General features: G+C 52.0%; 19 protein-coding genes. 16 read left to right on the forward strand and 3 right to left on the reverse strand.

The window, feature by feature from the left end; all coding sequences use genetic code 11:
• Nucleotides 1–111 precede the first annotated feature (111 nt).
• Both HP555_RS05575 and HP555_RS05580 read right to left on the reverse strand, forming a co-directional pair.
• The gene (locus HP555_RS05575; protein WP_199264192.1) at nucleotides 112–792 is read right to left on the reverse strand and encodes an HAD family hydrolase; all 681 of its coding nucleotides are present in this window, start codon (nucleotides 790–792) and stop codon (nucleotides 112–114) included.
• Nucleotides 793–820: 28 nt separating this feature from the next.
• Entirely contained in the window at nucleotides 821–3,736 is a 2,916-nt protein-coding gene (locus HP555_RS05580) for a putative bifunctional diguanylate cyclase/phosphodiesterase (RefSeq protein WP_199264193.1), read from the reverse strand.
• 357 nt (nucleotides 3,737–4,093) lie between these two features.
• On the opposite strand from HP555_RS05580, the gene HP555_RS05585 reads away from it, so the two are divergent.
• Nucleotides 4,094–5,488 carry an MFS transporter gene (locus tag HP555_RS05585; RefSeq protein ID WP_233249255.1) on the forward strand — a complete coding sequence of 465 codons (1,395 nt, stop codon included), beginning with the start codon at nucleotides 4,094–4,096 and terminating at the stop codon, nucleotides 5,486–5,488.
• A 33-nt stretch (nucleotides 5,489–5,521) separates the two neighbouring features.
• Here HP555_RS05585 and HP555_RS05590 read toward each other — a convergent pair whose 3' ends face one another.
• Nucleotides 5,522–5,734, reverse strand: a complete 213-nt coding sequence (locus HP555_RS05590; RefSeq protein WP_199264195.1) for a YgaP family membrane protein — start codon at nucleotides 5,732–5,734, stop codon at nucleotides 5,522–5,524.
• A gap of 521 nt (nucleotides 5,735–6,255) precedes the next feature.
• On the opposite strand from HP555_RS05590, the gene acs reads away from it, so the two are divergent.
• The 15 genes from acs to HP555_RS05665 all read left to right on the forward strand — a co-directional run bounded on the left by acs (nucleotide 6,256) and on the right by HP555_RS05665 (nucleotide 23,689).
• Complete coding sequence (gene acs, locus HP555_RS05595; protein ID WP_199264196.1) at nucleotides 6,256–8,241, forward strand: acetate--CoA ligase; 1,986 nt, start codon at nucleotides 6,256–6,258, stop codon at nucleotides 8,239–8,241.
• 275 nt (nucleotides 8,242–8,516) lie between these two features.
• Nucleotides 8,517–11,165 (forward strand): alanine--tRNA ligase, encoded by a 2,649-nt coding sequence (gene alaS / locus HP555_RS05600; protein WP_199264197.1) that lies wholly within the window; start codon nucleotides 8,517–8,519, stop codon nucleotides 11,163–11,165.
• The gene (locus HP555_RS05605; protein ID WP_199264198.1) at nucleotides 11,158–12,408 is read left to right on the forward strand and encodes a beta-ketoacyl-[acyl-carrier-protein] synthase family protein; all 1,251 of its coding nucleotides are present in this window, start codon (nucleotides 11,158–11,160) and stop codon (nucleotides 12,406–12,408) included. Before alaS ends, HP555_RS05605 begins: the two co-directional genes overlap by 8 nt.
• A 75-nt stretch (nucleotides 12,409–12,483) precedes the next feature.
• Nucleotides 12,484–12,735 (forward strand): acyl carrier protein, encoded by a 252-nt coding sequence (locus tag HP555_RS05610; RefSeq protein WP_199264199.1) that lies wholly within the window; start codon nucleotides 12,484–12,486, stop codon nucleotides 12,733–12,735.
• A 65-nt stretch (nucleotides 12,736–12,800) separates the two neighbouring features.
• On the forward strand, nucleotides 12,801–14,186 hold the full coding sequence (locus HP555_RS05615; protein ID WP_233249256.1) for a phytoene desaturase family protein: 1,386 nt from the start codon (nucleotides 12,801–12,803) through the stop codon (nucleotides 14,184–14,186).
• A gap of 78 nt (nucleotides 14,187–14,264) precedes the next feature.
• Nucleotides 14,265–15,665 carry a phytoene desaturase family protein gene (locus HP555_RS05620; RefSeq protein ID WP_199264200.1) on the forward strand — a complete coding sequence of 467 codons (1,401 nt, stop codon included), beginning with the start codon at nucleotides 14,265–14,267 and terminating at the stop codon, nucleotides 15,663–15,665.
• Nucleotides 15,666–15,676: 11 nt separating this feature from the next.
• Nucleotides 15,677–16,777, forward strand: coding sequence for an acyltransferase family protein (locus tag HP555_RS05625; protein ID WP_233249289.1), 1,101 nt, complete (start codon nucleotides 15,677–15,679; stop codon nucleotides 16,775–16,777).
• Nucleotides 16,778–16,825: 48 nt separating this feature from the next.
• A complete protein-coding gene (gene fabG, locus HP555_RS05630) occupies nucleotides 16,826–17,566 on the forward strand; it encodes a 3-oxoacyl-ACP reductase FabG (RefSeq protein WP_199264202.1) in 741 nt (246 codons plus the stop codon).
• Entirely contained in the window at nucleotides 17,566–18,027 is a 462-nt protein-coding gene (locus HP555_RS05635; RefSeq protein ID WP_199264203.1) for a 3-hydroxyacyl-ACP dehydratase FabZ family protein, read from the forward strand. Before fabG ends, HP555_RS05635 begins: the two co-directional genes overlap by 1 nt.
• Nucleotides 18,028–18,828, forward strand: a complete 801-nt coding sequence (locus tag HP555_RS05640; RefSeq protein WP_199264204.1) for an enoyl-ACP reductase FabI — start codon at nucleotides 18,028–18,030, stop codon at nucleotides 18,826–18,828. It begins immediately after the preceding gene.
• A gap of 10 nt (nucleotides 18,829–18,838) precedes the next feature.
• Nucleotides 18,839–19,075, forward strand: a complete 237-nt coding sequence (locus HP555_RS05645) for a YkvA family protein (RefSeq protein WP_199264205.1) — start codon at nucleotides 18,839–18,841, stop codon at nucleotides 19,073–19,075.
• A 77-nt stretch (nucleotides 19,076–19,152) separates the two neighbouring features.
• Nucleotides 19,153–20,193 carry a 3-oxoacyl-ACP synthase III gene (locus HP555_RS05650; RefSeq protein WP_199264206.1) on the forward strand — a complete coding sequence of 347 codons (1,041 nt, stop codon included), beginning with the start codon at nucleotides 19,153–19,155 and terminating at the stop codon, nucleotides 20,191–20,193.
• Nucleotides 20,194–20,258: 65 nt separating this feature from the next.
• The gene (locus HP555_RS05655) at nucleotides 20,259–21,080 is read left to right on the forward strand and encodes an alpha/beta fold hydrolase (RefSeq protein WP_233249257.1); all 822 of its coding nucleotides are present in this window, start codon (nucleotides 20,259–20,261) and stop codon (nucleotides 21,078–21,080) included.
• The gene (locus HP555_RS05660; protein WP_233249258.1) at nucleotides 21,070–22,689 is read left to right on the forward strand and encodes a fatty acid CoA ligase family protein; all 1,620 of its coding nucleotides are present in this window, start codon (nucleotides 21,070–21,072) and stop codon (nucleotides 22,687–22,689) included. The genes HP555_RS05655 and HP555_RS05660 overlap by 11 nt, the downstream gene beginning before the upstream one ends.
• Entirely contained in the window at nucleotides 22,682–23,689 is a 1,008-nt protein-coding gene (locus HP555_RS05665) for an NAD-dependent epimerase/dehydratase family protein (RefSeq protein ID WP_233249259.1), read from the forward strand. Before HP555_RS05660 ends, HP555_RS05665 begins: the two co-directional genes overlap by 8 nt.
• The last annotated feature ends 100 nt before the right edge of the window (nucleotides 23,690–23,789 follow it).

Genomic DNA, 23,789 nt, shown 5'->3' on the forward strand with positions numbered 1-23,789 from the left:
GAGCTCCGGTCTGTTTGTCCCGCACAGGTGGATGGTGTGGTCTGTTGAGGGTGCAATCAGGCCGGGCGCTGTGCCAGGCTGATTGGTTTTCTGCCGGGGTGATTGGAGAAATCACCGATTAGCCGCTGTATCTGCGCTTGTTCCACCGGATGGGCGGCACAGGATCTGCTCCGGTGTGTTGAAAATCATGTCTGGATTCTCGGCGGTCAATTCTTCCATGGTGCCGTAACCGTAGGTCACCGCACCGGTGGTCAGGCCATTGCATTTGCCGCCGATAATGTCGTACTTGCGGTCGCCGATGATCATGGTCTGCTCAGGAGCAAGATCTTCGCTTGCAAGAATATGTCGCACCAGCAGAGGCTTGTGGGTGAGGTTGCCATTTAATTCACTGCCATAGATCATTTTAAAAAACTGTGAAAGATTGAAGTGCGCAAGGATCTGTTCAGCAAAGATGAACGGTTTGCTGGTGGCCAGAAACAAACTGTATCCCTGTGCCTGGAGTGAGGCCAGTTTTTCCGGTATTCCCGGATACACCCGGTTTTCAAAAAGACCAACAAGGCTGAATCGTTGCCGGTACAACTGTACCGCTCGTTCCAGGAGCTGTCTGTCTGTGGAGTTCAGCAGTCGTTTGAAGGAATCAACCAGGGGCGGTCCGATACACCATTGCAGGCTGTCGTTTTCCGGTGGTTCGTGCCCGAGTTCTGCTAACGCATATTGAATGCAACGGGTGATGCCCGGCTTGGGATCGGTGAGGGTACCGTCAAGATCGAAAAGGATATTGGTTCTCTGCATGGCGGATTATCCAACGGTAGACCCGCTGTCAGTGAACAGTCACCTGAGCGGACCGTCCCTCTGCCGGAGAAGAGCCGGAGCCGGTCTGAAGATAACTCTCAGTGGCCAGATCCGGCATCGGTCGGCAGAAGTAAAACCCCTGGACCTCATCGCAGTCAAGGTCCCGCAGCCATTGAAGCTGGTCTCTGGTCTCAACGCCTTCCGCCACCACCTTCAGCTGCATCTGTTTGGACATGGCGGTGATGATGGAAACAATGGAGCGGCTGTTGGCATTGTCGGCAGCAATGAAGCGCTTATCGATTTTCAGAGTTGAGACCGGCATCTCACTGAGATAGCTGAGTGAAGAGTAGCCGGTTCCAAAGTCATCTATGGAAAAACGGATACCCCGCTGTCTGAAATCCTGCATGGTGGACAGGGTATGGCGCACATCCTTCATGGCGGTGGTTTCGGTGATTTCGAACTCAATAAGACGATGATCAACGGCATGAATAGCTAAAATATTATCGATGGTTGTTACGATATCAGGATTGTTGAATGTCCTGGGCGACATGTTGATGCTTATCGGCAGGGTGCTGATAGCGTTTTCCTGAAGACGACACAGAAAGAGACAGACCTCGTCCAGCACGTACAGGCTCATGTCGTCAATTAACCCGGCTTCTTCAGCAATGGGGATGAACTTTTCAGGGCCAAGGGTTTGACCGTTTCGCTTCCAGCGAATAAGGGCCTCAAATGACGTTGGCTGTTCATTTTTGAGGTTGATTTTCGGCTGATAGAAAACTGAAAATTCACGACGCTCCAAACCAATCCGGATCGAGTGCTCAATCCTGATCCGGTTGAGAAGTTTGTCGTTCATCTCCTGCGTAAACATAACAAATTTATTTTTGCCTTCACTTTTTGCTTTATACATGGCCATGTCGGCATTTTTAATGAGTTCCTGGGTCGTTTGACCGTCATTGGGAAAGAGCGCCACACCGATGCTGGCATTTACATAAAGGGTGGTTGCCTGCAGTTCGATCGGGCGTTCCAGGACAGCGAAAATTCTGTTGACCAGGAGGTAGACGGTATTTTCATTGTCAATGTTTTCCCCAAGGAGAATAAATTCGTCGCCGCCTAAGCGTGACAGCGTGTCTTCGTTCCTGATGGTCCGGGACAGACGATTGGCCACCTCAATCAACACCTGATCGCCCTGATCATGCCCCAGAGAGTCATTGATGTTTTTGAAGTTATCAAGATCAATAAAAAAGACAGCCAGTGCGCTTTGCTCCCGTTCTGCCCGGGCTATGGCCTTGGCGATGCGGAATTCAAGAGCCGCCCGATTAGGCAGTCCGGTCAGGGTATCACTGTACGCCATGCGCGAAATCTGTTTTTCTTTTTTCTTAAGTTCGCTGATATCATGGAAAAAGGCAAAGTAATGAGAGACTTCCTGCTGGTCATTTTTAATGGCGCTTATTGATAGCCAGTGAGGACAAACAGTGCCGTTCTTGTTCTGGTTCCAGACCTCACCCGTCCATGACCCTTTGCTCGCAAGATTTTCCCAGATCTCTTGTTTTGGTTTGCGATCTTCCCGGCTGAAGTTGAGAAGGTTGGGATGCTTGCCGATGACCTCTGCCGGCTGATAGCCTGTCAGTCGGGCAAAGGAATGGTTGACGGTGAGGATACGGCCCCGGAGATCAGTGACATAGATACCTTCAATGGCATTATCAAAGATACCTTTAAAGAGAAAAAGATACTTTTCGGCACTGGTTCGGGTGGCGGTTTCTGTCTGCAGTTGCCGTATGATTCTGTCTTGATCCGATCGTTCCGATTCAATCTGCTGATGAAGTTTCTCAGTTTCGGAACGAAGGGCATCGACAAATCCCTGGAGCTGGCGATTCTCCGAACGCAGACGGCTGAAGACCGTGGCGACAACGGTCATTTCACCGGGAACATCCTGTGGCAGTTCGGTGATATCGAGTGAGGGAGATGTCAGTGTCTGAGCGACTTGAGTCAGAGATTCACTCCGTTTCCGGAAGAATGCATAGAGTGTCGTTACAGTGCTCAGCAGCAGGAGTGCCAGAAAGAGTGCGGCATGGCGGTGGAATGTGGCAACCGGCTGATACATTGAGGTGTTGGTACTGTACACACCGGCAAAGAGTTGCAGACCGGGAATTTCTCGAAAAACGAAGGTTGAATGCACAATGGTCTGGTCCGATTGCACAAGCGGCCAGCTTATGATGTCATGCTTGTTTTGTCGGAGAGCTGTTGCCAGCAATTCGTGACTGCCGGGATCACTGTTTGCCGGTTTTCCGGTGAACGTAACCGGGAGATGCAGCCGGCCTGCAAACTGTTTGGTCCCCAGTGTGGCGGCGACGGTTGACAGGGGGACCATCTTCTGGAGTTCGCTGCTGACGCAGACAAGGGCAAGGTTCCAATCCCACGGCTTGAAGACGACCTTGTACACGGTCAGAGATTGTCGTTGACGAGAATCCTGCAGCAGGTACCCTGCATGCACTCCTGTTTCATATGGCTTGAGCTGTTGCAGCCGGTCTATGAGCGTCGGGTTGACCAGGGTATTGGTGAGTGCCTTTTCCAGATGTCCCTGGACCTCACCGGAACTGTTGAAGACAAAAAGAAAGCCCTGTTGCCCCAACGTCTGGCTTGACAGGGCTTCAAGCGCGATCGATTGCGCTGTGGATAATGACAGCAGGCCATCTCGTTGTTTTTGGTGGAGGGAGCCGATTAAGGTCAGATTCTGGTTCGCGGTGGTACGCAGCATCTCTGCAGCTGAGGTCTCGACCGCGGTTTTCACGATCTGCCGGACGGCTTCGGCACCGAGACGGGCTTCATCTTCAATCCGGAGTTTGAGCTGATCACCTGCAAGATATTCACCGATGCCCAGCAATAAAAGAAGAGGCAGGAGGAGCAACACGCTGGCTCGACGGAAATCTATGAGGATGCTTGACATGGGTACCTCGTCCTGCAAAGCATAAAGTAGATTGATCTGGGCTTCATGATGTCCACAAGGGATGAGCAGATGCTATGACAAGCAGGTGTACGGTGATAACGAAGTGCCTTCTTTGGTAAAGATCAGAACGTGACGTTTAACAGGTGACTTCAGGTAAAAGTGGCGCAACGCTGACGATTCAGGATATTTTTAATTGCTTCCAACTATAGTGGTGAAGTCAAGAGTCGTCTATGATTATTACAGAGGGGATGTATCTTTAAACAGCGGTTTTACTGTAACTGTCCCATGGCCGACTTCATTGCCGTCGGTACCATTACTGAACATGTTTAAAGGAGGCGTGTAAGGGGGGAGATGGTTGTGAAGGGAAAAGAGGGGTCTGAAGAAAAACAGTCAGTATCCCCATATCATTTGGTCAATATCCGTCTCTTTATTCTTTTTCGGGTGCTGTTCAATGCCCGCTTTTACTACCCTGTTTTCACAATACTTTTTCTTGATTATGGTTTGACTCTGGAGCAGTTTGCCGTACTCAACACGGTCTGGGCCTTTACCATTGTCTTGAGTGAAGTTCCATCAGGAGCGCTGGCTGATCTGCTGGGGCGCAGGTTTCTTCTGGTGGTTACCGCCTGGCTGATGATTTTTGAGATGGCAGTGATTGCCTTTGTGCCGGCAGCAAATCCTGATCTGGTCTTCTGGGCCTTTTTGATTAACCGGGTTCTGAGTGGATTGGCAGAGGCCATGGCCAGCGGGGCGGACGAAGCCCTGGCGTATGACACTTTGGTTGTACATGGTTTGGCTGGTCAATGGCCACGGGTGCTGGAAGTACAGATGCGAGCGCAGAATTTTGGGTATATCATTGCCATGACTCTGGGTGCTGTGGTGTATGATCCCAGTGTGGTGAACCGGGTTCTGCAGTGGTGCTCCGTGAACGTCAGCGTCAGTCAACAGATGAGCATGCGGTACCCGCTCTATCTGACGCTGATACTCGCTGTTTTTGCCCTGTTTGTTACCTTACGCATGCGAGATCCGTCTCCGCCTGCAGGTCACAGGACCCGTGATCCTCAAAAGGCGACCATCTGGCAGCTGCTGCGACTGGTTCTTCGTACCGGTGCCTGGATTATTCGTACTCCCATGGCCTTTACCATTATCTTTTTTGCCATGACCATTGATCATACCCTGCGAATGGGAGTCACTCTGACCAGTAAATATTATCGACTGATCGGGTTGCCGGAGGCGAGTTTCGGGCTTCTGGGTTCGCTGGTTGCAGTGGTGGGACTCTTTGTCCCCAGGTTGGCGCGTATCATGGTGGAACGTCTGTCGTTCGGGCTCAATGTCTTTCTTTTGGGAGCCGGCAGTGTGATTGCACTGTTGTTTTTAAGTTTGTTCGTGCCATATTGGGGGATATTGCCGGTTATCGCGATATTTGTCGGGCTGATGCTGACAAGTTATTTTACCAGCCATTATCTCAACGAGCTCACCGATTCTCAACAGCGGGCCACTGTACTGAGTTTTAAAGGGCTGGCTTTGAATGTGGCATACGGCATAATCGGTCTTGCGTTTGCGGCACTCATGCAGCACTATCGTGTTGTGCAGACCGGACTTCACCCCTCTCAAGCAGTGGATTTTATTGAGGACCAGGCGTTTGTAGCGACGGTCGGTTGTTTTCCGTGGTATCTGGCCGGAGCACTGATTCTTACCTCCTTATGTTGTCTGCCCCGTGTTTGGCGAAGACGCTCAACAGGTCGGAAGCAGTAGTCAGCATATCCGATCCGGACAGCATTTTTTCGGTTACTGTTCCGGAACGCCGATTTTTTTCAATATGACCCCCAGCGGGCAAAATTTACTGAAACCGAATTGGAGCAGGTTGGCACCGACCAGAGCTGTGAGCAGTAACCAGTAACGACTGATAAACAGGGGGTTGGCAGGGATATCAACGCCAAGAGCCAGAGAGAAGAGTATAACTGAACCAGCAGTGACATGAATCCAATCGTTTATGACCATAATGCGTACCTGAAGTTTTTACTGTTGATTTGTAGCTTTGACATGGTGAAGTGGGGAGTTGTTCTGCATACCGCAGCTATTGTGCAGAAATAAGGTTTTATGCTGCGATCGTCAACAGTAAACCTGTATTTTTATCTGTACAATACAAAAAGGTGACGTACGTTGACAGCAAATTGTATTAGATCAGCAAAAGAATTACTGAATCGTTTTGAGCTGTATGATGCATCAATTGACCTGATGCTGTTCTTAAGTGTTTTTCAAGAAAAAAAGTGTTTCAGTGTTTTTCATAATAATCGTTTTTCTTTTTCAAAAAAGTTCTGTATAAACTGTGCATGATCTATCCGTTCTAAAGGATTTGGACTGGATTCGGAAGGTGCACAGTGGTTCATCCGTTTAGTTTTGGATTGTACAGTTGTGGAGGAATATGCTCCACATCGGCTGGTCATGCTCTTCCTGCTTTGTGTAAAGAGTTGGGTGGGTATGAGTAACTTGTTGGCTTTTAGCGTTGAAGGGGGTGTTCTATGAGCGGTATGGAAGACAAAATTACCAGTTTGTTGGCTGAAGGCAAAGTATACCCACCACCGGAACAGGGGCGTGATCAGGCCTGGGTCAAGTCCATGGACGAGTATAAGGAGGCGTATGCCCATTCGATGAATGACCCTGAGGGGTATTGGGCGCAGCGTGCTGAAGAGCTGGTCACCTGGGATAAGAAGTGGGACAGGGTTCTGGAGTGCGATCTGAGCATACCTGAGGTGAAGTGGTTTGTCGGCGGAAAGCTCAACCTTTCGGTGAACTGCCTTGATCGCCATCTGATCAACGACCGGCGGAACAAGGCCGCAATTATCTGGCAAGGTGAACCGGAAGATGATGTACGTGTGTACACCTACCAGATGCTTCATGACGAGGTCTGTCGATTTGCCAACGTGCTGAAGAAAAAAGGCGTAAAGAGAGGAGACCGTGTGGCTATCTATTTGCCCATGGTGCCGGAGATGGCTATCGCTCTTTTGGCATGCACACGGCTTGGCGCTGTTCATTCGGTTGTTTTTGCAGGTTTTTCCGCTGCTGCTTTGCAAAGTCGGATCGAGGATTGTCATGCCAAGGTCTTGATCACTGCCGATGGCGTGTTGCGCGGCGGTAAGGCAATTCCGCTCAAGGCCAGTGCTGATGAGGCGCTGTTAAGCTGTCCGAGTGTTGAATGTTGTGTGGTCGTGCGGAGAGCCGCCATTGATGTTGAGATGAAAGAGGGGCGGGATTGCTGGTGGCACCGGGAGATGAGCGCAAAGGATATCAGTTCTTTCTGTGAGCCGGAATCCATGGATGCCGAGGACATGCTTTTTATTTTGTACACCTCGGGTTCCACCGGCAAACCAAAGGGCGTTGTCCACACCACCGGTGGATATCTGACCTATGCTCTGCACACTGCCAAGTGGGTGTTTGATCTGAAGGATAACGACATCCACTGGTGCACTGCTGATCTCGGCTGGATTACCGGGCATAGCTATATCCTTTACGGCCCTCTGGGGCTGGGGGCGACAACGCTTATGTTCGAGGGCGTGCCGAGCTATCCGAGTCCTGACCGGTTTTGGAAGATTGTTGAAAAATTCAAGGTCAGTATTTTTTATACTGCTCCGACTGCGATCCGGGCTCTGATGAGGGAAGGCGTTGAACATACCCGAAAGTGGGATCTGAGCAGTTTACGGCTTCTGGGAAGTGTCGGGGAGCCGATTAACCCCGAGGCCTGGATGTGGTATTACCTTCATATTGGCAAGGAAAAGCTGCCGATTGTTGACACATGGTGGCAGACGGAAACCGGCGGCATAATGATCGCTCCTCTGCCGTATGTGACTCCACTTAAACCGGGTGCGGCGACCTTGCCGTTGCCGGGAGTTGATGCTGCCATCTTTACCGAAGAGGGGAAAGAGGCAAGTCCCAATGAAGGCGGGCATCTGGTCATTCGCAAACCCTGGCCCGGCATGTTACGGGGTGTGTTTGGCAGCCCGGAACGCTACAAGAAGGCCTATTTTGACCGTTATCCAAATATTTACGATCCTGAGGATGGGGCCCGAAGGGATGAGGACGGCTACTTTTGGATGATGGGGCGGCTGGATGATGTTATCAATGTTTCCGGTCATCGTCTGGGGACCGCAGAAATCGAATCAGCCCTGGTGGCTCACGAAGCAGTGGCTGAAGCTGCAGCTGTCGGTATGCCTCACCCGGTCAAGGGTCAGGCTGTCTTTGCCTTTGTTACCCTGATGTCGTGGGCTGAAGAAAGTGACGAGCTGTTGGCGGAGTTGCGGCAGCATGTGCGCAAGGAGATAGGCCCTATTGCCACCCCGGATGTGATCCTGTGGGCGCCAAGCCTGCCGAAAACGCGATCAGGAAAGATTATGCGACGAATTTTGCGTAAGATTGCGGCAAGTGATTTTGCGGATTTCGGTGATACGTCCACTCTTGCCGACCCGTCAGTGGTCGATGAGCTGGTTGATACCAGGAAAAAGCTGGGTTAGTCACTGATCGTTTGATCTGCAATTTTTGCCCTTGAACCGGGCGATTGATAAAAGCAAGACAAACAGGCGGGGTGCCGGGCATTCCGCCTGTTTTGTTATCAATGAATGAAAAGGTCGTTTTTTCTTTGCAACATTTCATTTCATGGTATCATGAATGTTTTGTGGCGAGAATGCGACACCTGGATTTGAAGAGTGTCTTTGATTGCAGCTAACAAGAATACCTGAGGCGGCTCGAAAGGGCATCATCCCCGAACAATTACTGCTTTAATGACGAGATGACAGGTAACGAAATCCGACAGAGTTTTTTGGAATTTTTTGAGAGCAAGGGGCATACTCGAGTTCCGGCCTCTTCGCTGGTTCCCCATGATGACCCCACCCTTCTCTTTACCAACTCAGGGATGGTGCAGTTTAAAAAGGTGTTCATGGGAGAGGAGAGCCGACCGTATGTACGTGCCACCTCCGCGCAGAGCAGCGTCCGGGCCGGCGGCAAGCATAATGATCTGGAAAACGTTGGTTATACAGCCCGGCATCATACTTTTTTCGAGATGCTCGGTAATTTTTCCTTTGGCGATTATTTTAAAAAAGAGGCTATTGCCTACGCATGGGAATTTCTTACCGGAACATTACGGTTTGATCCGCAGAAACTCTGGGTCACCGTCTATACGGATGATGATGAGGCGTATGCCCTCTGGGAGCAGGTAGAGACCTTGCCCAAAGGTAGAATTGTTCGTATGGGCGAGGAAGATAATTTCTGGGCCATGGGAGATACCGGTCCCTGCGGGCCGTGTTCGGAAATTTACATCGATCAGGGGATTGATGTCGGGTGCGGGCGAGCTGAATGCGCTCTGGGTTGCGACTGTGATCGCTTCCTCGAGTTATGGAATCTGGTGTTCATGCAGTTTTATCGTGATGAACACGGTGTCATGACCCCTCTGCCCAAACCTTCCATTGATACCGGGATGGGGCTGGAGCGGGTGGCGGCTGTTCTCCAGGGGAAGACCAATAACTACGATTGCGACCTGTTCACACCGATTATTGACTATGTGGCCGAACTTGCCGGTAAACAGTACCATACCAGTTCGGCGGATGATGTCTCAATGCGGGTTATTGCCGACCATGCCCGGGCCACAACTTTTCTCGTGGCTGATGGTGTGCTGCCGTCCAACGAAGGCCGCGGCTATGTCCTTCGCCGGATTATGCGCCGGGCTGTCCGTTATGGTCGCGCCCTGGGGCTGACCTCGTTCTTCCCGGGAGTCTGTGCCCTGGTCACCGAGGAAATGCACGGTGCCTATCCCCATCTCAACAAAACCCGTCAGTTGCTGGACAAGGTCGTCAGCAATGAAGAGCAACGCTTTGGTGAGACTTTGGATCATGGGCTGAACAGGCTTGATCAGGAAATCCGACGTCTGAAAAAAGAAGAGGATAGCAGTGCCGCCATCTCCGGTGATTTTATTTTCAAGCTCTATGACACGTATGGGTTTCCTGTGGATATCGTTCGTGATATTGCCATTGAACGGGAAATTGCCTTTGACGAACCCGGTTTTGTAGATGCCATGGAACAGCAGCGGGAACAGTCACGTAAATCCTGGAAAGGAAGTGATGTCGAGCATCTTGAAGCCGGCATTATCGAGCTGGGCCGCCAGGGTAAGAAGGCTGAGTTTATCGGTTATGGATCAATGCAGGGAGTGTCAACAGTTGAAGGAATCGTCAATGCTGCCGGTCAGTTGGTGACACAGGCAGAGGCCGGTGAAACCCTTCGCCTGTTTACTGCCCAAACACCGTTTTATGCAGAGTCAGGTGGTCAGATCGGTGACCAGGGGGAGATCACCTGGGCTGAAGGTCGCTTTGCCGTGGAGAACACTCTTGCCCCGGTTGAAGGCTTGATTTTACATGAGGGCAAACTGGTGCAGGGCACTCTTGCTGTCGGTACCCCTGTTGAGTTGACGGTGGCAGAGCGTCGCGGCGATACGGTACTGAATCACACCGCGACCCATTTACTTCATGCAGCTTTGAAAAAGGTACTGGGCGATCACGTTCAACAGGCAGGGTCTGCTGTTGATCACAATCGGCTGCGTTTTGATTTCACTCATTTTTCGCCCCTGACTCACGCGGAAATCTGTACTGTTGAGCAGTTGGTCAACGACGAAATCCGTCGCAATGTTCCGGTTGAGACTGCTCTGTTGTCACGTGAACAGGCTCTCAACGGAGGGGCTACAGCCCTGTTCGGCGAAAAGTATGGGGAAGAGGTACGGGTTGTCAGTATCGGTGGTTTTAGTAAAGAACTGTGCGGCGGTACCCACGCTCGAATGACCGGTGATATCGGTCTGTTTAAAATTGTTATGGAGACCGGTATTGCGGCCGGGGTGCGGCGAATCGAAGCCATGACCGGTGCGGCGTCCGTCCGGTGGGTACAGGAGCTTGCCAGGCAGAGTGCCGCAGTCAGTGCAGCTATTTCCGGTCCGATTGAAGGGGCGGTGGATAAGATTCAGGGACTGCTGAAACGGCAGAAGGAATTGGAAAAACAGATCGCTTCACTTAATGCCAATATGGCCTTGTCCGATCTCGACCAGCTGCTTGCCGGATGCATGGAGATAGACGGCATGCAGGTAGTGGCCGGACGGGTCTCTCTGGATTCGCCCAAAACTCTGCGGGAAATCGGTGACAAGATCAAGGACCGTCTGCCGGATGGTGTTATAGTGCTCGGTGGTGAGTTTGAGGGCAAGGCAGCCCTGCTGGCCATGGTCGGCAAGAAACATGTCGGCCGCATTACAGCGGGTGATCTGGTTAATCGGGTAGCGACAATCGTGGGAGGGAAAGGCGGTGGTCGGCCGGATATGGCTCAAGCCGGAGGGCCCATGGCGGATAAACTCGATGAGGCGATTAAGAGCGTTGCCAGTATCATCAAGGGGTTGATCCGTGTCTGAACACACTTTCACCCAACGGATAGTGATCACCGGTGTGGGCTTAACCGCTCCGGGGTCCAGTAATCTGACCGAGTTTCGCGCCAATCTTCTGGCTGGTATCAGCGGAATCAGTACCATTGATTTACGCTATATGGGGGTACACCCGGCCGGCCTGTGCCAGTTTGAGGAAACCCGCTATCGTAAAAAACGGGAAAATAAGCGGGGCACCCGGGCCGGTTGTATAGGGGTATACTGTGCCAATGAGGCCCTTGTTGACGCAGGTATTGATTTTTCCACCTATGACCGCGCTGCCACCGGTGTTTATATCGGTTTGACCGAGCACGGGACCGTGGAAACCGAAAACGAGGTCTACAACATCAGTCAGTACGACTATAATGTTGACTACTGGACCCACCATCATAATCCCCGAACAGTTCTCAACAACCCTGCCGGCGAGATCAGCATGAATCTCCAGCTGACAGGGCCGCATTACTCCATCGGTGCAGCCTGTGCCGCCGGTAATGCTGCTCTGATTCAGGGGGTACAGATGCTCCGCTTAGGGGAGGTTGAGTTGGCGCTTTGCGGGGGTGTCTCTGAGTGCGTAGGTTCTTTCGGTATATTTGCCTCTTTTCAGGCTCAGGGGGCGTTGGCGGCTCATTCGGAACCAGCCAGGGCCAGCAGACCCTTTGATCGCGACCGCAACGGTATTGTCATCTCAGAAGGCGGATGTGTGTTTGTCCTGGAACGACTGGACCGCGCTTTGGCCCGCAATGCCGCTATATATGGTGAGATCACCGGTTATGCAATGAATTCGGATGCCCGGGATTTTGTCTTACCCTACGGGCCAAGACAGCAGCAGTGTATGGAGGCGGCTCTGAAGAAAGCCGGTCGAATGCCTGCCGACATCACCATTATCAATGCCCATGCCACCGGCACCAAGCAGGGAGACGTTGAAGAGTGCAAGGCTATTCGTGCCGTCTTTTCCGATTGCCCGGCAACCTGGATTAACAATACCAAATCGGTTATAGGCCATGCTATGGGGGCGGCAGGTGTTCTTGAGCTGGCCGGCAACCTGCCTGCATTTACGGATCATCTTGTCCATCCCACTATCAACCTGGATAATCTCGATCCGGACTGCACCCTGCCCAACCTCGTCACCAATACACCCGTTGAACTTGAACGGGTAGATACTATCCTGAACAACTCCTTTGGCATGCTCGGCATAAATTCTGCGGTCATTGTGGAGAGATGTGTGGTGTGTTGAAGGATGGTATGCTAACCTGATTGTTTTTTGCTGAAAAGTTTCACTTGTATCTGTTTGTTGGAAAGGAGTTCGAAAATGACCCGTAACGAAATCAAGGATATCCTCCTTGAAATCATAGCTGATATTGATGAAGAGGCAGATTTCGCCTCCCTTGATGCTGACGCACCGCTCCGTGATCAGCTTGATCTGGATTCCATGGATTTTCTTGATATCGTGATGGAGTTACGTAAGCGCTACAAGCTGCAGATTCCCGAGGAGGAGTATCCGCAGCTGGCCACACTGACCAGCTGTGTCTCCTATCTGGAGCCCAAACTGAAAGACGTCTGATCCTTTCAGTTTTTGTACATGGGTGTTGACGGGAGATCTGTTTTTCGACTGCGGGGTGTAGAGTAGTGTATCATCTTCTTATCATCGGAGGTGGTCTTTCCGGAATCGCGGCAGGTATCAGGGCCGCCCGATTTGGTCTGAAAACGCTCATCCTTGAGCAACATAACCATCCTGGCGGGCTTAATTCCTATTATTTTCGGCAGGGGCATCTGCTTGAGACCGGGCTGCATGCCATGACGAATTTTGCCCTGGCACGTCAAAAACATGCGCCCCTGAACAGGCTGCTGCGTCAGCTTAATCTCCGGCGCCGACAATTTGACCTGCACGAACAGATTGCCTCTGAAATTTGTTTTAACGGACGATCACTCCTGTTCACCAATGACCCCGTTGTGCTCGAAGCGGAGGTTGCCCGTGAATTCCCCAGGTCTGTTGACCAGTTCCGACAAGTCAAAGAACGGATTGCAAACCACGATCCCTTTACCGCCGGTCCCCGACGATCTGCTCGTCAGTTTCTTGCCGATCATCTGCACGAACAGGAGCTGGTGGATATGCTGCTCCTGCCGCTGATGGTCTATGGGAATGCTGAAGAAGAGGATATGGACCTGGATCAGTTTGTCATCATGTTCCGAGCAATTTTTGTGGAAGGTTTTTTCCGTCCAGCAGGCACTATCCGCGATTTTCTAGACCTGTTGTTGCGCCAATATCATGACTTTGGTGGTGAACTGCGTCTGCGCTGTCCGGTTGCCGGACTGTTGACCAAGAACGGCAGGATAAACGGAGCGCAACTTGCTGACGGTGAGGTTGTGACAGCGCAGATGGTGCTGTCCACCGCAGGTATTCCGGAAACCATGCGCCTTGTCGACTGGCCGGCATCGCCGCAGCCATACATTGGACGTATGAGTTTTATGGAAACCGTGGTCCTGGTTCCACGGGAGTACTCTTCCTCGCTTAGCTCAAACCGTACCATCCTCTTTTATCATGAGGGAGAAGAACTCAGGTACAGGCGACCTCAGGACTACCTTGACACCTCCTGGGGGGTCATCTGTTTTCCAGGGAATTTTTCCGGTCTGGAGCCGGCGGATCGTCTGCAGGTCCGAATGACCAATGCTGCCAACTACGCTCTCTGGAAAAAACTTACTCCCGAATCCTATCCGCAGGTTAAGCGGCAGTGGACTGAAGCAGCGATTGCCGCGAGCGAGAAAATGATTGGGAATTACCGGTCGTCCATTGTCTATCAGGACAGTTTTACTCCGGTAACCATTGAACGATATACCCGGAAGGCCGAAGGTGCAGTATACGGCAGCAGCATTAAGATAAAAAACGGAATGACGCCTTGGCCCAATCTGTATCTTGCCGGAACCGACCAGGGGTTTCTCGGTATTATCGGTTCAATGCTCAGTGGCATAACCATCGTTAACCAGCATATCCTGCAGCAATCCTATGCTGACTGACCCTGGTGTGATGCGCAGTTTTTCAACCAGCGGTTATCATCTCGCCTGCAGGTAATCAATCGGAGTGAAATGTACAGTATGTCACTGGACGAGATACGGTCCCATTATGATGTTGTTGTTATCGGTTCAGGGCTCGGCGGGTTGACCGGTGCCAACCGCCTGGCCGCTGCCGGTCACTCGGTGTTGTTGCTGGAGCAGCACACGCAGCTGGGCGGACTTGCGACGTGGTTCAAGCGCGGCGGCCATATCTTTGATGTTTCCCTGCATGGTTTCCCCTATGGTATGGTCAAAACATGCAGGAAGTACTGGGGGAAAACCATCTCCAGCTCAATTGTCCAGCTCAAAAATATTGTTTTTGATAACCCACAGTTTTCTTTAACCACAACGTTCAGTAAAGAGGACTTTATCCGCATTCTCCAGGAAAGATTCGGAGTACCGACAGACGTTGTCAAAGAGTTCTTTGCCACGGTTGACGGTATGAATTTTTATGACGATCAACGTCTGACAACCCGGGAACTGTTCAGCCGGTTCTTTCCTGGCCGTACTGATATCCACCGGTTGCTGATGGAGCCGATCACCTATGCAAACGGATCGACTCTTGATGAACCAGCCATCACCTATGGGATTGTTTTTTCTAACTTTATGAATCGGGGTGTCTTTACCTTTGAAGGTGGAACCGATAAACTCATTGGTCTGATGGCCGATGAGTTGCGTGCAAAAGATGTGGATATCCGCACCGGTGCCCGGGTCGAGCGTATTCTGGTTGAAAAGGGAATGGTTGCTGGAGTGTCGGTTAACGGGCGTATGATTAAAACCAGAGCTGTGGTCTCCAATGCGGGGATAACAAATACCGTGAACCAGCTGGTTGGACAGGCCGCATTTAAGCAGAATTTTCTGGATAGATTTGCCAAAGTGCGAGTGAACAACTCGAGTTGTCAGGTTTACTTCGGCATCCGTAAAGGTGAGACGATCCAGGATATCGGTGATCTGTTGTTCACCTCCACAGCTGACGAGTTCTCTTCTGAGGAGATGCGGGGGATGCGTACCAGGAGCCGGACTTTTTCTCTGTACTATCCTAAGATCCGGCCGGATAGCCCGGCAGACTATACCATCGTTGCCTCCATGAATGCCGACTACGACGACTGGATCGGGCTTGACCAGGATGGCTATCGTGCTGCCAAAGAGGCGATGGTCGAGCGTTGTTTTATCGATCTGGAACGCTACCTTCCGGGTGTCCGCGATAAGGTTGATGTCGTAGAATCAGCGACTCCGCGTACCTTTCACCGGTATACCCTGCACGCCAAAGGCGCCTCTTTTGGTACGAAATTTGAAGGTCTGGACATCTCCCGTTCCCTGCACAGGGAAATAGGAGGTCTTTTTCACGCCGGGTCAGTGGGTATTATCATGAGCGGTTGGCTTGGGGCGATCAACTACGGTGTTATTGTCGCCAACGATGTGGATGGATATCTGCGAGGATAGGGGCATTGCCGATGCGACTTGCTGATTATGCCCAGGGCCGGGATAATAATTTTAATCTGATCAGGATTGCCGCAGCCTACGCTGTTCTGGTGAGTCACAGTTTTCCTCTTGCCCATGGTTCGAGTGCTGTAGAGCCATTTACACAGATGTTGGGGATGTCGCTTGGCACAATGGCGGTGGATGTGTTTTTCTTTACCAGCGGTTTTCTCATTACAGCAAGTCTCATGCACAGACAGAACGTCAAGCAGTTTATCTGGGCCAGAATATTACGTATTTACCCTGCGCTTGTTGTCGTGGTGCTGTTGTCTGTTTTTTGTATGGGAGTATACTTTACCACCCAACCGCTGACTGCATATCTTTCGGATGCGAAAATTTATATATATGTGCTCAGGTCTTCAACGCTGATAACCGGTGTTAGTCAGCATCTTCCCGGTGTTTTTGAGCATAATCCGTTTGACTGTACTGTGAATGGTTCGTTATGGACGCTTCCCTATGAATTGAAAATGTATATAACCCTGACCTGTGCCTGGTTGTTGGTGCGATTCGTTCCCAATGGTCGGGGCAGGGTGTTTAAGGTGGTCCTTGTTCTCAGTGCGGTGATTGCCGGTCTTTTGTTGATTCTGGTGCATCTTCACGTTGTTAATACAGGCGGGAAGTCGTTGAGATTATTTTATATGTTTTTCACCGGCGCCTCATTTTATATGCTACGGGAGAAAGTTGTTCTGTCGCGTCCGGTTTTTGCCTTCTTCCTGCTGTTGCTGCTGGGGTCGTCCCTGCACAAGGAGATATTCTATATCAGTTATGTGCTGGTTATCGGGTACTGTATTTTATTTTGTGCCTATGTCCCATCCGGAGTAATACGCAATTATAATAAACTTGGCGATTATTCTTACGGCCTGTACGTGTACGCTTTTCCAGTGCAGCAATCCATTGCGGCACTGGTTCCGGGGATCGCTCCGCTGGGGATGCTTGTCCTGTCCAGTGCGACTACGTTGATTTTTGCCGTGCTCTCCTGGTCGCTTGTTGAAAAGCATGCCCTTGCTTTGAAGGAGTTTCAGCCGAGGGCGCTGCATTTTCCTGTTTTGCTGTTCAGTTCGCGAGGCAAAAGTTGATAAGGTGCAACACACAACTGCAAAAAGTATTTCTCCATGGCCAGTCTGATGTCTGCATTTGAAGGCAGAAAAATTGTGGTAACCGGTGCAACCCGGGGTATAGGCCGTGCAATTGCCGAGGCCTTTCTGATCCGTGGTGCAACCGTGTTCGGTGTTTATGCCGGCAACCGTCAGGCGGCCGAAACCATGGCCGCTGTCAATGCCCGCTATGGAGAACGATTACAGCTCTCTCAATTAGACGTCACTGACTATCAGGCTGTTGCCGCCTATTTCATCAAACTGGAAGAAGAACAGGACACCCTGGACATCCTTGTCAACAATGCCGGTATCCGCCGGGATGCTGTTCTGGCGATGATGAGGGAGGAGGACTGGCGACGCGTTATCGATGTCAATCTCAGCGGCAGTTTCAATATGTCCAAACTGTCCTTGCCGCTTATGCTCAAACAGAGGTACGGTCGTATCATCTTCATCACTTCCCCCATAAGTTATCTTGGTTTTGCCGGCCAGGCAAATTACGCTGCTTCAAAGGCCGGGCAGATAGGTCTGATGAAGTCGCTGGCCAAGGAAGTGGCAAAACGAAAGATCACCGTCAACTGTGTTTCACCCGGCTTCATTCATACCGAGTTCATCGCTGATCTGCCGGATGAACAGGTCAAAACCTATAAAAAGATGGTGCCGGCCAACCGGTTCGGTACCCCGGATGAAGTGGCTGAGGCGGTTTTGTTCTTAGCCGGAGACCGTGCTGCGTACATCAACGGTGCTGTCCTTGAAGTGACGGGCGGGCTTTGATGAAGACCCCGGTTGATCCGTTTATTCTTGAGCGTATACCGCACCGGCCGCCTTTTCTCTGGCTGGACAGGGTACTTGACGTCAATCGTGATTGTATCCGTGCTGAAAAAATAATCCCCCATGATTTGCCGTTGCTTCAGGGACATTATCCGGGGTATCCCCTGATGCCCGGAGTCCTGCTGTGTGAGATGGTCTTTCAGGCCGGTGCTCTTCTGATCAGTGAGATGATGCGTGGCACTGCAGATAATGATGATCAACAGGACCGTACCGGCGGAGTGCCGGTACTGACCAGGATCTTGGGGGCTAAGTTCAAACGAGAGGCCCGGCCCGGTGACCTGCTTGAGATCACCGCCTCACTGGTCGAGCGTGTTGGGCCGGCCTGGTTTATGAAGGGAGCTGTCCGGGTGGATGGTAAAGTAGCTGTCCAGGTGGAGTTCGCCTGCACACGTAAGGGGAGTTAAGTGGATTTTCTGGGGCTTGCAGGTAAAACAATAGTGGTCTTTGGTCTGGCGAACAAGAAATCAGTGGCCTATGCCGTCAGCCGTGTTCTGGTTGAATTCGGGGCCGAGGTTATCCATGTGGTGCGTGGTGAACAACAGGAGGTGGCAGCTTTAAAGCTGTTTCCGGACTGCCCTGTTTTCTGCTGTAACGTGGAAGAAGAAGAGCAGATCATTCGTGTTCGCGATATCATTGCACGTCGAATCAATGCCCCCCTTGCCGGTATTGTCCATTCGGTTGCCTTTGCCAATTACAGTGAGGGAATGCGGCCTTTTCACCAGACACCGAAAGGCGACTTTCTGCAGGCTGTGGATATCTCCTGTTTTTCTCTGATCAGTATTGCCAATCATTTTAAGGACCTGCTCGCCCAGCAGGCTTCACTGGTCACCATTTCGATCTCGACGACCCGGATGGCAGCAGAAAACTACGGGTATATGGCACCTGTTAAAGCTGCACTGGAATCGTCACTGTGTTTTTTAGCCAAAAGTTTTTCCGCTTTTTCCAAGGTTCGTTTTAATGCCGTCTGTCCGGGCCTGCTCAAGACCTCGTCCTCCGCAGGTATTCCCGGATATATTGACAGTTATCTTTTTGCAGAACAGGCGACGCTGCGGAAACAGGCGGTGCAGACTGAGGAGGCCGCCAATGTGGCGGCTTTTCTGCTGTCACCGCGATCCTCAGGGATAACCGGTCAATGTGTAGTGGTTGATGCCGGCATGGGGTTGAATTATTTTGATGCCGGGATAGTGTCAAAAACCGTGGCATGAGGGAGCAGGAATGCACCTGTGGTCTGTGCTTACCCGCCTGGGACATATGCTGCTGCACACTAAAGAGGTGTTTTTTTCCCCGCGTGCACCAGTGTGGGTAAAGGGTGTCCTGGCCCTTGGTCTGCTCTATATCCTTTCCCCTTACGATATCATCCCCGAATGGATACCGGTGGTTGGGGTGATGGATGATTTGGCCCTGGCCGCATTGCTTGTCACCTGGGCGGCTCGTTTTGATGTGTCCGGTTAAGGTGGCGGGATTGGAAGCGTGAATTTTTTTGATCCGGTCCTCTGACCGGACAACAGGTGGTTTTAGGAAATCGTCGGATGAAACTGCAGTACTCCCAGGTCTGTCTCCATACGTTTGGCTATCAACTTCCTCCCATAGAGTTGACTTCTGCAGCTATTGAGGAACAGTTGCAACCACTGTACGCACGCCTGAAGCTGCCGGCGGGACGATTGGAGCTGATGACAGGCATCAGGGCCCGTCGCCTGTGGCCGGACGGAACCCGTCCCAGCGAAGGAGCGGCCGCAGCCGGCACCGTGGCCATGGAACGCGCCGGGATATCGCCTGAGGATATGGAATGCTTACTGGTCACCTCTGTCAGCCGTGACATGATGGAACCGGCAACAGCCTCTTTTGTTCACCGTGCTCTTGGTTTACCGCCCTCATGTCTGCTCTTTGATATTTCCAACGCATGTCTGGGATTCCTCGACGGAATGGTGATGCTGGCCAATATGCTGGAGCTGGGGCAGGTACGTTCGGGGCTTGTGGTGGCAAGTGAGACGGCTGAAGAGCTTATCTGGTCGACCTTGCATCTTCTCTTGACCGAAAAGGGGCTTACCCGGAAGTCCATAAAACCTCTGTTTGCATCTCTGACCATAGGGTCCGGGGCTGTGGCGCTGATCATGACCCGACGTGATTATCTGGATACCGGGCATTACCTGTGTGGCGGAGCCTGGCGGGCCCATACTGCGTACAACGATCTGTGCCAGGGCGGTCAAAATGCTGAGCAGGGGACGCTGATGTCCACTGACTCTGAACAGTTGCTGACCAAAGGCATTGAAACTGCGGCCGCCTGCTGGCAATCTTTCCAGACGACAATGGGATGGGGAACAGACACTGTGCATCGTTTTTTCTGTCATCAGGTTGGCCGGGCACATGCTCAACTGCTGTTTGAAACCTTGCAGCTTGATCCTGCCAGAAATTTTGAGACCCTGCCGATACTTGGTAATGTCGGCTCGGTTTCTGCACCCATCACCATGGCCATGGGCATAGAACAGGAGGCTCTGGTACCGGGACAACGCGCCGCAATTTTGGGTATCGGCTCAGGGATCAACTCACTCATGCTTGGTGTTGCATGGTGATGAGGGCGGCCGATCTGGCTGAATATCCATTTCAGCCAAGATACATTCCTATCAGTGGACAGCGCATGGCCTATGTTGATGAGGGGAGCGGGCCGGTGGTGGTCATGGTGCACGGCAACCCTTCGTGGTCGTATCTGTACCGTAATCTGATCAACGCTTTAAGGGATCGGTATCGTTGTATTGCACCGGACCATATCGGCTGTGGATTTTCGGCCAAGCCCCATGACTATCCTTATCGACTGGAAAATCATATCAGTAACCTTGAACAGCTGCTCGACAGTCTGGCGGTTAAGCGGTGTGTTCTGGTTGTCCATGACTGGGGTGGTGCTATCGGGCTGGGGTGGGCAGGCCGACATCCGGAACGGGTGGCCGGTGTTGTTGTTCTGAATACAGCTGCTTTTCCTTCCAACCGATTACCTTTTCGTATTGCACTGTGCAGATGGCCTCTGCTGGGACCGTTGTTGGTCCGCGGACTTAACGGATTTGCCCGTGCCGCTACATTTATGGCGGTCAATCGACGGATGCCCGGCAAAGTGGCCCGGGGGTTTCTTGCCCCCTATGACAGTTGGGCAAGTCGGATAGCTATTCAACGATTTGTGCAGGACATCCCCATGGACAAAGACCACCCCTCCTGGCCAACGCTGCTGGCTGTGGAGGATTCGCTGCCACACCTGCACCACTGTCCTTTTTTGCTCTGCTGGGGTGGACAGGATTTTTGTTTTAACGACACCTTTTACCAGGAATGGTGTCGACGAATACCCCGGGTTGAGGCGCATTATTTTGCAGATGCCGGCCACTATGTGCTGGAAGATGCCCTGCCGGCGATCCTGCCCCTGCTGAACTCCTTTTTGCATCGTGTGACCGGTGGAGCACCTGATGGACTTTAACATCGCCGGCGCCTTTAAAAACACGGCAGCCAGACTTGGTGACAGAACAGCCCTGGTGGCGCTGGAGAAGAAGCGGTGGCAACAGTGGTCTTTCACCGAGCTCAGCAGAAACTGTGACGGATTTGCTGCAGCCCTTGCCGGGCAGGGAGTACGTCAGGGTGATCGGGTCATATTGATGGTGCGGCCGTCCATGGCTTTTTTCTGCCTCACCTTTGCCCTCTTTCAGCTGGGAGCTGTGGTCATCCTGATTGATCCGGGTATGGGCTATCGGAATCTTTTGCGTTGTATCGGTTCTGTGCAGCCGGATATCCTGATCGGTATTCCTCGGGCCATCCTCTTCAGTCGTCTTTTCCCCCGTCCTTTTGCCGGTGTCCGTAAGCGGTTGAGTGTGGGGCGTTCACTTTTTACAGCCGGCATCACCGCTTTGCAGCTGACCCCTCAAAACAGGGCTGTCATTGCCTATCAGGCTGAGAAGGATCACCTGGCAGCCATTATCTTTACCACCGGATCGACCGGTCCGCCAAAGGGGGTTGAGTACACCCACGGTATTTTTCATGCCCAGTTGCGATTGATCCGTGATTTTTACGGTATTGGCACGGGAGATATCGATCAACCGGGGTTTCCACTTTTTGGTTTATTTTCCACTGCTCTCGGGGCACAGGCCGTGATTCCTGATATGGATCCAAGCAGACCGGCGCATGTTGATCCGGCGAAGTTCGTGCAGACCCTGATGGCCCATCAGGTGACGTACTCCTTCGGCTCGCCCGCAATTTGGAATGTGGTCAGCCAATACTGTTCAGACCGGAGTATCGTGTTACCGGTCAAAAAGATTCTCATGGCCGGTGCACCGGTTTCCGGCGAACTGGTGGCACGGGTGCAGAAGATCATGCCTGCAGATGGGCAGATCTTTACCCCGTACGGCGCCACCGAGAGCCTGCCTGTGGCCTCCATCGAGGGACGTGAGATTGTCAGCCACACCTGGCCGCGCACTCGGGCCGGCAAAGGTGTCTGTGTCGGCCGGGCCTTGCCGGAGGTCGACCTTCGTATCATAAAAGTCATGACCGGCCAGATAGCGTCATGGCACGAGGTACAGGAGGTCCCCATCAATACGGTCGGCGAAATTGTAGTGCGTGGTCCGATTGTCACCAGGGCCTACGCTTTCCAGGAAGCAGCCACCAGGCTGGCCAAAATTGCGGATGGCACACGGTTCTGGCATCGAATGGGTGATGTCGGATACCTGGATGAGCAACAGCGGCTGTGGTTTTGTGGTCGCCTGGCCCACCGGGTGACGACGGTGCACGGTGTCCTGGACACTATTCCTTGTGAAGCTGTTTTCAACCGGCACCCTCAGGTGCGTCGATCAGCACTTGTCGGCATAGGGAAGCCGGATCAACAGGTTCCTGTTATAGTTGTTGAGGTTACCGGGAAGGCAACAGGGCGGGAACAGTTATTTGCAGAGTTGCGGGAGTTGGCGTTGGGTTATCCTCAAACAAAGTATATTGAGCACTTTTTGATCCATCGGTGTTTTCCTGTTGATATTCGTCACAATGCCAAAATATTTCGTGAACAGTTGGCGAGCTGGGCGGCAAAGCGGGTGGAACATGAGTAAAGGTGAATTGCGCAGGGCGGTTGTCACCGGTGGCGGCGGCTTTATCGGCAAGGCTCTGGTCCATGCCTTGACCATGCGTGGTGTGGAGGTGAGGGTGGTTGGACGGAGTCGCTACCCTGATCTTGACAAAAAGGACATAGTCTGTCTTCAGGGCGATATTCGTGATCAGGATTTTCTTGAACAGGCCTTTGCAGGAGCCGACACGGTGTTCCATGTGGCCGCGAAGGCAGGTATCTGGGGCGAACGACGTGAGTACTTTTCGATCAACCTGGAAGGCACTGCTAATGTTCTTGAGGCCTGCCGCCAAAATCAGGTTTCCCGGTTGGTCTACACTTCAACACCATCTGTTGTCTTTGCTCAAAATGATCTGCAGGGTGTTGACGAATCTGCCCCTTATGCCACCAGACCCCTCTGCCATTATGCCGCTTCCAAAATCCTTGCGGAACAGGCAGTGTTACGTGCCAATGGGCCGGAGATGCAGACCATCGCTCTGAGGCCTCATCTCGTATGGGGGCCTGGAGACCATCATCTGATACCCCGTCTGCTTGCCCGTGGACGGGAACAGGCATTAAAAATTATCGGCACCGGTGAGAACCGTGTTGATATTACCTATATTGATAACGCGGTTCATGCCCACCTGCTGGCCGCGGATAACCTCTGCACCTCAAAAACCGGAGCCGGGCAGGCCTTTTTTATCGGTCAGGAGAGTCCGGTACACCTCTGGGCATGGATTAACGAACTGTTTTCCCGTCTGGATGTGCCGGTGGTTCGTAAGCGGGTACCCTTGGCAGTGGCTGTAGCAGCGGGTGCGGTTCTGGAGGGTATTTTTTCTGCACTTGGGAAAAGTGATGAACCACGTATGACCCGTTTTCTTGCCTATCAACTTGCTCAATCACATTGGTTCAGTCATCAAAGGGCGGAAAAAATTTTAGGATATCAGCCTCTGGTGTCAACACAGACCGGCATGCACAACCTCGTGGAATGGCTCAGGGCACGCTGATGGTTGATGCACATAGTCTGTGATGGAGTGCTGATTCTGGAAATAGTGTTTGCAAATTACCGTATGTCGGCTATTTTGACGGGTTGTCTGTGGAGGCATC

The organism is Desulfobulbus oligotrophicus, assembly GCF_016446285.1.
Lineage (GTDB): Bacteria > Desulfobacterota > Desulfobulbia > Desulfobulbales > Desulfobulbaceae > Desulfobulbus > Desulfobulbus oligotrophicus.